Annotated in this window: 9 protein-coding genes; 4 read left to right on the forward strand and 5 right to left on the reverse strand. The window is 59.9% G+C overall.

Going from position 1 to position 11,674, the window contains the following annotated elements; all coding sequences use genetic code 11:
• Positions 1-37: 37 nt before the first annotated feature.
• The 3 genes from WCO56_26110 to WCO56_26120 form a co-directional block, all read right to left on the reverse strand.
• Positions 38-2,152, reverse strand: coding sequence for a CHASE domain-containing protein (locus tag WCO56_26110; GenBank protein ID MEI7733073.1), 2,115 nt, complete (start codon positions 2,150-2,152; stop codon positions 38-40).
• Positions 2,153-2,178: 26 nt separating this feature from the next.
• Positions 2,179-3,759 (reverse strand): 1,4-alpha-glucan branching protein domain-containing protein, encoded by a 1,581-nt coding sequence (locus WCO56_26115; GenBank protein ID MEI7733074.1) that lies wholly within the window; start codon positions 3,757-3,759, stop codon positions 2,179-2,181.
• A gap of 87 nt (positions 3,760-3,846) precedes the next feature.
• Positions 3,847-5,301 carry a DUF4912 domain-containing protein gene (locus WCO56_26120; protein ID MEI7733075.1) on the reverse strand — a complete coding sequence of 485 codons (1,455 nt, stop codon included), beginning with the start codon at positions 5,299-5,301 and terminating at the stop codon, positions 3,847-3,849.
• Between the two features lie 317 nt (positions 5,302-5,618).
• On the opposite strand from WCO56_26120, the gene WCO56_26125 reads away from it, so the two are divergent.
• Positions 5,619-5,933: a YhbY family RNA-binding protein gene (locus WCO56_26125; GenBank protein ID MEI7733076.1), complete on the forward strand. Its 315-nt coding sequence runs from the start codon at positions 5,619-5,621 to the stop codon at positions 5,931-5,933.
• On the forward strand, positions 5,930-8,917 hold the full coding sequence (locus WCO56_26130; protein MEI7733077.1) for a DUF2723 domain-containing protein: 2,988 nt from the start codon (positions 5,930-5,932) through the stop codon (positions 8,915-8,917). Before WCO56_26125 ends, WCO56_26130 begins: the two co-directional genes overlap by 4 nt.
• A 24-nt stretch (positions 8,918-8,941) precedes the next feature.
• On the opposite strand, the gene hemQ is transcribed toward WCO56_26130, so the two are convergent.
• Both hemQ and WCO56_26140 read right to left on the reverse strand, forming a co-directional pair.
• The gene (gene hemQ, locus WCO56_26135) at positions 8,942-9,757 is read right to left on the reverse strand and encodes a hydrogen peroxide-dependent heme synthase (GenBank protein ID MEI7733078.1); all 816 of its coding nucleotides are present in this window, start codon (positions 9,755-9,757) and stop codon (positions 8,942-8,944) included.
• Between the two features lie 54 nt (positions 9,758-9,811).
• Positions 9,812-10,186: a hypothetical protein gene (locus WCO56_26140; GenBank protein MEI7733079.1), complete on the reverse strand. Its 375-nt coding sequence runs from the start codon at positions 10,184-10,186 to the stop codon at positions 9,812-9,814.
• A gap of 105 nt (positions 10,187-10,291) precedes the next feature.
• Between WCO56_26140 and WCO56_26145 the strand changes: the two genes are divergently transcribed.
• A complete protein-coding gene (locus WCO56_26145; protein ID MEI7733080.1) occupies positions 10,292-11,089 on the forward strand; it encodes a DUF1080 domain-containing protein in 798 nt (265 codons plus the stop codon).
• A 131-nt stretch (positions 11,090-11,220) separates the two neighbouring features.
• Positions 11,221-11,631 carry a PAS domain-containing protein gene (locus WCO56_26150; protein MEI7733081.1) on the forward strand — a complete coding sequence of 137 codons (411 nt, stop codon included), beginning with the start codon at positions 11,221-11,223 and terminating at the stop codon, positions 11,629-11,631.
• Positions 11,632-11,674 lie beyond the last annotated feature (43 nt).

Raw genomic sequence — 11,674 nt, forward strand, 5'->3', positions numbered from 1 at the left:
AACAGAAATTGACAGAGCACGGCGAAAAAGGCAACTTTTATTTGCGGATAAGCACATAGCTGCCTTCCGCTAGCTCCGTGACAAATTGCGTCCGGTTCAGGTAGTCGCGATCCGCTTGCAGCAGGCCGGTGGTGATGGTGACAACGCCGTCCCGGGTCCCGATGGCTTCGGAGGCGTTGATGACCAGATTCATGATGACCTGGCGCACCTGGCTGGCATCGCCTTCCACCGGCGGCAGGCTTTTCGCCAGGTTGAACTTGAGTGCCACGGTTTTATTGATGGCCAAGCGCAGCAAATGGGTGGTGTCCTCCACCAGCGCGCTGAGATCCAGACGGGTGATCACGAACCGGCCTTTGCCGGCATAGGCCAGCATTTGTTTGCACAAATCCGCCGCGCGCAGGGACGCCTCCTCAATGCTCTGCAGATAGCCGTGGGCTTCCGCATGCGATTCCATGCTCATGCGGGCCAGGTTGGCGTTGCCCAGCACGCCCGTGAGGATATTATTGAAATCATGGGCGATGCCGCCCGCTACCACTCCCAGGCTCTCCAGCTTTTGAGTTTCCTGGAGTTTCCGTTCCATCTGCAGTTTTTCGGCCTCAGCCTGCCGTCGTTCGGTGATGTCCTCCACGGTGCCAAGAAACGTCCGGTGCTGATTTTGCCCGTCGCGAATCACTTCCGCTTTTTCCAGCACCACCCGTTCCGAACCGTCGGGGCGGAGAATGCGGTGTTCCATTTGGTAGGCCACGTCTTGCTTCAAGGAAGCCGCCACCCCCATCTGCACCCGCTCCCGATCGTCCGGATGCACCGCCTCGCGAAAATTCTGCCGACAGGGCGCATATTGGCCCGGTTCGCGTCCAAAGATGCGGAAGGTTTCTTCCGACCAGGTCAGCTCGTTGGTTTCGAGATCCAACTCCCAACTGCCGATATGGCTGATGCGCTGGGCTTGCAGCAGGCTGGCCTGAGTCTTGCGCAGCCTTGCCTCGGTGCGTTGGCGCTCGGCAACTTCCTGGTTTAACAGCGTATTGGCCAGATAATAGCTGGTGCTGCGTTCCACCACGAGATTTTCCACTTCCATGGTATGCCGCCATAACGTGCGATGATAGGCACCCCATAAAATCGCGCAAACCACCCCGATCAACAACAACGCTTCCGGCAGCCATGAACGCTGCGCCGCCAGCCAGGCGGGCGTCGGCTGGAACAGCATCTGCCAGAGCCGGCCTCCCACCGGGATGTTTTTCCGCACCTCGATGACGCCGGAGCGGTGTCCGGCATCGGCCAAGAGCGACCCCTTGCGTTGAGAATCGGCTGGCCGATAGTAAAGCACCACCGGCGCCGTCCCGGGGGTAATATCCAGAGTGGTCAGATCCAAATCCATTTTGCGGTAATCTTTTAAGGCGCTGTCAAAAAAATCCTCCAAGCGGATCACCTCGCGCAGAAAGCCGGCCAATTGCGCGCGCCGCGTGGACTGGCTGGCATTGGTCATGGTTCCGGAATACACCGGCATAATCAGGATACAGGCCTGTTTGCCGCCCGGTTGCTGGACGATTTTTATTTTGGGCGTGACCACCAATTCACCCATGTCGCGCGCGCGCTCCATCCACTCCCGGTTCGGTCCTGCCAGGGTATCCCAGCCGAGCAGGATTTCATTGCCGGGAACCGGCTCGACGTAATAGATCGGATAATACTCCGGGCGATCACCAGCCGGAATGGCGCGCCCATCACCAACCGGCTCGGTGAAATGGAAGTTCGCCAAACCGTCTTTGCGTGCCCGGCTCTCGAAGTCCGCACGCTGGCTGGCGGGCACGCGCGGCACCCATTCCAAGGCCTGGACTTCAGGATGCTGCGCCAAGAGGCCAGCGGCGGCACCCTGAAACTCGCGGCGCTCCACCAAGTCGGAATAGAGAAATAACATTTGCAGGGCCTGCAACGATCCCTGCGCCTGGTTGATTTGCTGGCAGAGCAGGTCGAATTGAACCTCCGCGTACCGACCAAATTCATCCTCGATTTGCAGCCGTTCCCACCGGCTCGCAATGCAATACAGGAGGCCGGCAAGCCCCAGCCCCACCGCAAACAAGACGCCGGGCAGCCACCTGAATTTAGGTGGCGCGGCGGCGGGCAGCGGCCCCCCGCTAGCGGCTTGGTTCATCGTCATGCGGTGAAGGGTTGGAATTTACGGCCTCATGCCCAATAATGGAAATCCACGTTCGGGAACAGGTTGTCCAGGGATTCAATGCGGGCCAGCCATTTTTCGTCCACGCTGGCGCTGGTGAGCTGCTGGTACAGCGTCAGGAACCGGAGCAAGTGGTCCCGGACGCGCCGGCGGGCGTATTCGGGGCTGGTGCCGGTGCGCAGGATGAACGGCCAATCGCTGGCTTGCGCCAACAGCAATTCGCGCGCCGCCTGTTTGAGAGCGCGCTCAAACAGGCCGCTGGCGTTGGGAAAACGTTGGGCCAGCTCGGTCATCCGCGCTTGCGCGATTTGCAGGTGGGGGAAAATCCATTCATTGGTCTCGTTGAGCCAGAGCTTGTAATAGCCCTCCTCGCCCCAACTTGAGGCGGCGGGGCGCGCCACCTGGTTGGTGGGTTGTTTTTTCAAGTATTCCTCGGGCGTGATGAAGGTGAACGCCTGCTGGTCATAGTAGGCCTTGCGCACATACAGGTCCAGGAACTCCGGCCCCTCGTACCACCAGTGGCCGAAGAGTTCGGCGTCGTAGGGTGAAAGCAGCAGCGGCGGACGGTCCATGACGTTCGCCAGGTTGCGGATTTGTTCAAGGCGCGCCTGGAGAAAATGGGCCGCATGTTCATCCGCCGCGCGCAGCGCCTGACCGCGATCATACACGGCCTTATTCGCCGTGTTGCCGGTGATGCGGTAGTACTTCAAGCCGGTGAAACCGCGCATATCCGGGCTGGGCAGGTACGGACGCACGTAGTCGTAATCCAGATCGTACCCGATGTCGCGGTAAAAATCCCGGTATCGAAAATCGCCGGGATACCCTTCGTTACGGCTCCAGACTTGGCGGGCGGACTCAAGGTCGCGCCCAAAGGCGGCAATACCGTTGGGGGTGAACAAAGGCGCAAAGACGCCGTAACGCGGACGCGGGGTGGCATGTAAAATGCCGTGGGTATCCGTGATGAACCAGCGGATATTGGCTTCCTGCAACACGTCTTCCACGCCTTCGGCATACGCGCATTCCGGCAGCCAGATGCCGCGCGGCGCGCGCCCGAAGTGGCGCTGATAATCATCGCACGCCGTAAGGATTTGCGCCCGCACTGCGGGCCGGTGCTCGGCCAGCAACGGCAGCAGCGCGTGCGTGGCGGCGCAGGTGATGATTTCCAGCAAACCCTGACTCTGCAATTCACCAAAGGCCGCCACCAGATCCCCACCGCAGCCGGTCCATTCATCCCGGATGCCGCACAGACGGTGGTGATACATCCAGGCCAGTTCCCGAAAGGGGCGGTCCCAGTGGGTGCGGTGAATTTCTTTTTCCGCCAGTTCAATCAGGCCGGCCAGATGCCGTTCGTAACGCAACCGGAGCAAAGGATCCCGCAGCATCGCGCACAACGTGGGCGTCAGGGTCAGCGTCAGCGGCGCGCGCATCCCATCCTTGCGCCAGCCGCGCAGCAGCATCAGCAGCGGCAGATAGGATTCAGTAAGCGCCTCATACAACCAGTTCTCCTCCAGGAATTTTTCATGTTCCGGATGGCGGACAAACGGCAAATGCGCGTGTAAAACGATGGCGTGATAGCCTTGCATGGGCATAGTCAATGGTAATTCAGGGCGGCACGAAAGCAAAATCGCCGCCCTTCCCGTCCGGCGGGAGAGCGGGGAAAAGCGGTGCCACGAGCCTCAGGATACATTTTCCGGCTGCGGAGCTTTCAAAGCGGCATCCTGCGGATGAACGCCCACCTCGCCACGATACTCGGTTTGCCGGCGGAATTGTAATTCGGCGGCCCGCCCATCGGTTTTATCTGCGGAGACCGCCACGATGGGCAGCTCATACTGACCATCGGGAAGCGCAAACCGGTAGCTAAAGGTGCCATCGGGGCGCAACTTGATGACCCGTCCGCCGATGGTAACTTCGGCATCTGGTTCCGTGGCGCCGTAAACAACCAATTCGGCATTGACGTTAAACCAGAACCCCTTGGCTTTGGCACCGCCGCCGCCAAACGGGCTGGTGAGGCTGCCCAACACACCCAACCCTGCGCCCGGTTGCACCGGTTGAGCCTGGCCAAATTGGGCGGCGCCCGCCGAGGAAACGTCGCGTTGCAAATGGCGGCGCACCAGTTCGGTGATTTCCAGCGATCCAATCCATACGCGCCGCACTTCGTCCATGCTGATGATTTGCGCCAAGGCCTGCTCCTGCTCGGGCGTCCAGGAACCCGCTTCCAGCACTTCAAAAATTTCCTTGGCGTGGCTTGGGGAAAACGCCCCCGCCTGCTGCTCCGCCCCCGCCGATTCGTAGCAGGCGCGGGCAATTTCCCGCAACGCTTCGGCCAACGGCAGGTGTTCCTGCGCGGCGGCTTTGACCGCCGCCAGCAAATCCTGGAACGACACTTCCACCGGCAGGGTGGCGAACCTGACGCTGGTATCCTCAGACAGGGAGTCGGGGGGCGTGAGGGTCGCGCCGGACTTGGAGATGGACACCCATTTTTGCTTCGCGTTGTAATAGCCCAGTTCGGCCAGGCATTTCGTGCCGCCCCGCCCCACATGAATGAACCAGTTGCGGGATTCCGGGTGGACCGGCACCTCCACGCTGGGGCGTCCGCCAAAAGCATTTATAAACACGCGCAAGGCCAAGTGTCCCTCGGCGGCAAGTTGGTTGTATTCCACCTGTTGCGCCCGGGTCAGATCCCAATGCGCATAGACCCACTGCGGGTCCCGGGCCGCCAGAAAAAGTTTCTTGGTGCCATACGCCTCGGGCAACTCACCAAGTTCCCCCGCTGGCAGATGCTCGACCGGGGTACCCAGCCCCAAAGCATAGCGCTGGCCCGGGCCTTGCACCAAGGGTGGCGGCGGGTTATCCCCTTCGAGCAGGATGGCCGGAACCTCAATCTGGGTTTTCGCCTTGGCCACCGGCTTGCGAACCGCCGCCTTGCGGGGGGCGGGCTTGGAAGCGGCAGGGGTAATTCGCGGGAGTTTCGTTGGGGGTGCCGACGGTTTGACGGACGCGGCTGGGATGGGTTTCTTTTTCGCGACTGCAGACTTGGGAGCAGCAGTGGTTGAAAGGGGCAATTTAGCGACCTGTCGGGCGGCAGCCTTTGGAGCGGCGGCTTTTTTCTCAGTTGCTTTCTTCGATTTCATAGAAACGTATCGTAAGGGCAGACAACCAGCCTGCCGCTATCTGGCAGCATACGGAAAAACCCAGGGCGCGTCCAATGAAAAAGGTGGAAATATTCTTCCTTGCGCATTTCTAAATTGGAGGTTAATATTGGGTAGCGTCGGTGTTGGTCTCCTTTCACCGACGTCCCTCCAGTGGCGCGGGCGTTTGGCTACATTTTCGTCCGCGCCACTTCTGCTTTTTATTTGGCTGTACCATCCCCATCGTTTTAACCCGAATTTGTTTGGCAAAACAGCGAGATTCGGGATAGGGTGGATTTCGCGTAGGTACGCAAACAATCATGAACGAACCTTTGCCACAAAACGTCGTGCGGAAGCTCAAGTCGCAGGCCCAGAAGCTGGACCCCATGGTCAAAGTGGGCCAGGCGGGCATTACCGAGGGCTTCCTGGCCAACTTGGACCAGGCGCTGGCACGCCATGAATTAATCAAAGTGCGCTTTGACGCTTTCAAGGACGAAAAAAGAACCCTGGCCAAACAAATGGCCGAGCAAACGGGCAGCCACTTGGTATGGATGGTCGGCCATGTGGCGGTCTTTTACCGGCAGAATCCCGACCCGGTGCAACGTAAAATTTCGATTGATAAGGCTGTCCCATGAAACCTGATACCCAACCTGGCACGCATCCCCCAGTTATCCTGCGCTGGCTGCCTTGGCTGATTGGCGCGGCCTTCCTGCTGTTGTACGCGCTGACCCTGCCGCGCGACATCACCTTGCAAAACGCCTGGTTGATGGCACGGGTACTTGGATGGGAGTCCAGCGCCACGTATCAGTCCCCGCTGTTTTTTCTCCTCTACCTGCCCGTGCGCTGGTTGCCTGACGCCTGGCAGATCGGCGGGGCCGGCTGTTTGTCAGCGGGTTGTGCGGCACTGACCCTGGTGCTGTTGTTGCGCTCCTTGAGTTTGCTGCCGCATGACCGCACGCCGGCGCAACGTCTGCGTCTGCCGGCGGAAAGCGGGACGCGCTTGCCGGCGGGAATGTTCTGGTTGTCAGGCGTGCTGGCCGCATTGCTCCTCGGGTGGCAGCTCAGTTTCTGGGAGCAGGCCACCCATCCGACGGGTGAGGCCTTAAACGTTTTGTTGTTTGCCGCCTGTGTTTGGTGCCTGCTCGAATATCGTGGTTCCCGCAGCTTCGGCTGGCTGGTGGGATTCTCGCTGCTGTACGGCATGGCGATGGCGAACAATTCCGCCATGATCGCTTTCTGGCCGGTATTTTTCGTGGCGACGCTTTGGATCACCGCGCCGGATTTGGTCAACTGGCCGCGCATCTGGCGACATCTGCGCGGAGAACGGCGGGCAAAAAAATCCTCCAACATCGTTCCGGATAAGGCCATGGGGCAGCCAAGCGAGCCAGCGCAACCGCCCGAACCGTCGGATCATCGCCGGTATTACGTGGACCTGCCGCTGGCGCTGGCCATGTTGTCGGCTGGCGCGGTGGGCGCTTTGTGTTACCTGATTTTACCCGTGTATCATTTGGCGAACGGCCTGACCGACTACGGCTTCTGGCGGGAATTGCGCATTGTGCTCAGCACGCAAAAGGCGGAAGTGTTGGAGGCGCACCGTCCGTTGGCGCTGCTGCTGGGGGCGGCCGTGGTGGTCCCGTTGTTTTTCATTGCCATCCGTTGGGAAATCGATTTTAAGAAACGCCAGTGGCAACAGCGGGTGTTAATCAAAACGCTGTTTCATCTGGCGCACGCGCTGTGCTTGGGGATGGCGGTTTATTATGCGTTGGACCATCGGTTCAGCCCGCGCGTGCTCAGCCGCGGACCGGTGTATCTGCCGTTGTATTACTTGAACGCGCTCGTGGCTGGTTATTGCGCAGGCTACATGCTCCTGATCTTCGGCCGCCAACCGGCCAAAGCGGATGCCGAAGTGGAAGATTCCGCGCTGGTCCCGCTGTTGGGGAGGGCCGGTAAAATATTGGTCTGGATCATTTGTTTGGCCGGCCCCGTCTTGTTGACTTATAATCTGCCGCGTTTGTTGGAAAATCAAACCACGTTGTTGGCGCGCTACGGCGGGGTGGCGGCGGGTTGTCTGCCGGAAAAGGGGGCGCTGGTGCTGAGCGATGATTACGCGCTGTTGGCGGCGGTGCGGGTGGCGCTGGGCGGACAGGCCGCGCAGCACTGCTTGGTCTATACCCCCCACCTGATGCAGCCGCTTTACTATCGTCTGATGGAGCGGCGTCACGCCGTGTTCTGGCCGTTGCCGGGCACCAACGCCCTGGTCGCCCAATTGGACGCCAAAATCGTGGCGCAACAACTGATCACCCTGAGTAAGACGGTGCCGATTTACAGTCTGCATCCCATTTATGGCAACTTGGGTGAAGCCTTCCATTCGGTGCCGGATCGCCTGCTCTATCGCTTACAGCCCCGCGCGGCCAACTTGGCGGAACGCAAACTGTTATCGCGTGCCCAAATGGAAGTGAATCAAACCTTCTGGAATGCCTTTGGCACAGAGGCGGCGGCGATGAAGCTGGTTTTATCGCCCGCGCGCAAACGTGGGCAACGGGAGGCTTTGGTGCTGAGCCAATTGTACTCGCAGGCTCGCAATTATGCGGGCGTGCTCGTGCAGCGGCAGGGAGAATTAACCAATGCCGGCGCGAATTTCGCCGCCGCGCTGGTTATTAATTCCAACAACCTTGCGGCGGCCATCAATCATGACTTCAACCAAGCTTGGCAAACCACCGGCCACCCCCCGCAACGCGGCAACACCAACTGGGTGCGCCGGCTGGCACCGTACGTGGCGCGCTGGGAAGCCGGGCTGGCCGTGTTGGGCCCGGTGGATGAACCTTTGGTCTGCGCTTCCCTGGGCATCCAGTTTCAATCACGCCAATGGCATCGCCAGGCGTTGGATGAACTCCGCCGGGCGGTGTTCTTTATGCCGCACGAATATGGCTTCCGACTCGCTTTGGCCGCCGCATATAATGCCGCCGGGCAGCCCGACGAGGGCTTGAAGGAACTGCGCCTAGTCCGCACAGATCCCTGGTTTCAAACCAATCTCCAACGGGATCCGTTCCCATTGGTGGAAGTCGAGAGTTGGGCGTATTACACCAAGAAGGAGTACGCGAAAGCCAATGCCTTGCTGGAAAATTTTTCCCGGACGCATACGGATGACAAGCGCCCGTTGAACATCCAGATGCAGTTCCTGCTGAAACTGGGCCAGACTGCGGAGGCGGAGGCGTTGCTGGAAAGCCAGGTTTCCAAGGTCAGTACGAATGTGGCGCTGCTGGCCAACACGGCGGGCATCATGCTCATGAACTCCAATGCGGCCAAGGCCTTGGTTTATCTGGAGCGCGCCAATTTCCTCGCGCCCAACAATCCGGTCGTCCTTAACAATCGCGGGCTGGCCTATCTGGAACTGGACCGATTGGAAGAGGCGCGGGAGGATTTCGAAGCCCTCAAACGCAAAGTCGGGGCCTCACCGCTGGTCTATTACGGCTTGGGTGAATCCCACTATCGCTCGAAAAACCTGATGGAAGCCCGGCGTAATTTTGAGGCCTTTTTGCGCGTGGCACAGCCCGGCAATCCGGACTGGCAAAAGGTCGCGGAACGCCTGACGGAACTCAAGGCCCTCCAGGGCCACTGAGGCGCGCGGGAAAAGCCCCGGCGTTTACAGATGCAACTGTTGCCAGAGTGCGTCCGGGGTTAAGCGCAGGTTGATGTAGAACGGGCCAAATTCGCCATAACGCGCGCTCACCTCGTCAAACCGCATCTCATAGACGATGTCCTTGAGGTCATCCACCTGGTGCGCCACGAGGGTGACGCCCCATTCCCAATCGGACAACCCGGTGGAGCCGGTGATCATCTGCACGATGCGGCCGGCGTATTTGCGCCCGGTGCGGCCATGGCTGCCCATGAGGCGTTTGCGCGTCTCAAAATCCAGCAGATACCAATTATCCGCGCCGCTGCGCTTCTTGCTCATCGGGTAAAAACACATGACTTCCCAATCCGGCAGTTCGGGATACAACCGGTAGTGGGAGTACTCGGCCAAACGCGCTTTCTCCTCAGCCAGCTTTTTCTCGAACGCCTCGGAGCCGGGGGCCAGTTTCTCCACGTGCTCCAGTCGTTTGAGCGCATCGGCTTCCGTGGGCATGTACTCGGTCAATTCCGTGACACTGAGGTATTGGTACACCGGGGCCAGGACGCCACCGGGGAAGCACGCCTCCACCGCGCGAAGCATTTGCGCGGCCAGGTTCAGCGTGGCCGCTTGGATCATGAATCCAAGGTCGGCTTGATGGCCGACGTTCGCATAACACGTCAACCGCGGGTGCGCGGCTGCGGAATATTGGCCAGCCAGGGCTTGCAGTTTGGCCAGGGCCGCTTGCGATCCGGCGGAATCGAGGCCAGGCCAACGCTCGCGTTGAATCCGATAAAAGGCATGAATGACATGGAGACCGCGATTTAACTTCACTTCAGGGAGACTCATAATTGTGGGGATCGGGTTGGCTTACGGTTTGGTTTCAAAATTGATGGTTGGATTTCAATCCACTTGCAGCGCCTGATCCAGCAAAGGCGCCAAGTGGATCAGGATGGCCTGGTCATTGGCCACCAGGGTGGCCCCGGCTACTCGGGCCTCTTTTTCCAAGGCGCTATCGCCCGCCGGCACAATGGCGATGACCGGAATGTGGCGGGTTTCAGGCGTGTTGCGCAGCCGCGTGATGGCGGCTCCCGCGTCCTGGTTTTTGGCGACCATATCCATCAGCGCCAGCATCGGCTTTTCCCGGGCGGCGAGTTCGGTCATTTGGGCCGGTTCGGACAGCGTCTGGACACGATAATGCAAGTCCTCCAGCCGGTTCAGTAATTGGCTGCCCGGCAGGAGGCGTTCATATACCAGCAGTGCCAGCGGTTCCGTCATGTGCGTAACAATGTTATATAAAGTGCCGACTTGCAAGGCCGACGCTGCATTTTAACCGCTTTTTACTGCTTGAGTCGCTCGCCATCAGGATTTATTATTGTCCGCATGAAACTATGTAAAATCGTTCCGTCGGTTCTCGTGGCCATCGCCGCGTTCGCCAACGTTTCCCTCCAATCCGCCGACGAACCGGGTTGGCGCGCCTTGTTCAATGGCAAGGATTTGACCGGCTGGGACGGCAATCCCGAACTGTGGTCGGTCAAGGAAGGGATCATCCTTGGCAAGATCACCGGACCGGAACAGATTCCCTACAACCAATTCCTGATCTGGCGCGGCGGGGTGTTGAAGAATTTTGAAGTGCGGGCCACCATCCGCCAGGCCGGCAATAATTCGGGCATCCAATATCGCAGTGACGAATTAAAGAATGTCGGCCCGTGGGCGATTGGCGGTTACCAGTGCGACATTCACCCCAATCCTGCTTACAACGGCCAGCAGTACCATGAGCGCGGGCGCGGGATCATCTTCTTCAACGGCCAGAAAGGCGTGGTGGATGACAAGGGCCAGAAATACCTCCTCAGCCAGAAGGAACCGCTGAAGGTGGAGGTCGAACAGTGGCACGAATACACTGTGATTGCCGTGGGAAACAAGCTGACGCACAAGATTGACGGGCAGGTGGTGATGGAAATGACCGACCATGAAGTGGCCAAGCGCGCACTTGCGGGTCTGCTGGCCATTCAGATTCATCGCGGGCCGGCCATGACGGTGGAAATCAAGGAGGTCCGCCTTAAAGAACTGCCCGAGGGCGGGGTGGTGACGCTGGCGGAGGAACCCTTGCCGGCCGATGCCAAACTCGTTGCGCCACCCAAGCCCAGGCCCGCCGCCAATAAGGCCAAAAAGAAAGAATGACCCCTCCGCCGCACGGTCGCAAACCACGTCTCCGACGCCCGCCCGCGAAGGTCAAGGCGGGCGCTCACGCTGCGGGCGGGCAGGAACCTCGCTCGTCTGCGGCCACGCTGAAGGCCTTGCACGAACTGCAGATGCGGCAGGTTGATCTGGAGGCGCAGAATGAGGAACTGCGCGCGACACGCCACGAACTCGAGCGGCAGCAGTCACAGAATGCACAATTGCGCCACCGGCTGCAAAACAGCCAGGCGCTGCTCCAGGAAGCGGGCCGCATGGCCAAAGTCGGCGGGTGGGAGTTTGACGTGGCCACCCGGAAACAGGTATGGACGGAAGAAATCTATCACATCCACGAACTGCCGCTCTCCTACCAGCCCACCGTGAGCCAAGGCATCGCGTTCTACACCGCCGCCGCCCGACCGATCATTGAACGGGCCGTCCAGCGCGCCATCGAGCACGGTGAGCCCTTTGAGGTGGAACTGGACATCATCACTGCCAAAGGCAATCACCGCTGGGTGCGCACCATGGGCGAAGCGCGGGTCGAGTAGGACTGAGGCGCACGCAACCTTGCGGTCCATGTTTCCTCAGTCC

Source organism: Verrucomicrobiota bacterium, from assembly GCA_037139415.1.
Classification (GTDB): domain Bacteria; phylum Verrucomicrobiota; class Verrucomicrobiia; order Limisphaerales; family Fontisphaeraceae; genus JBAXGN01.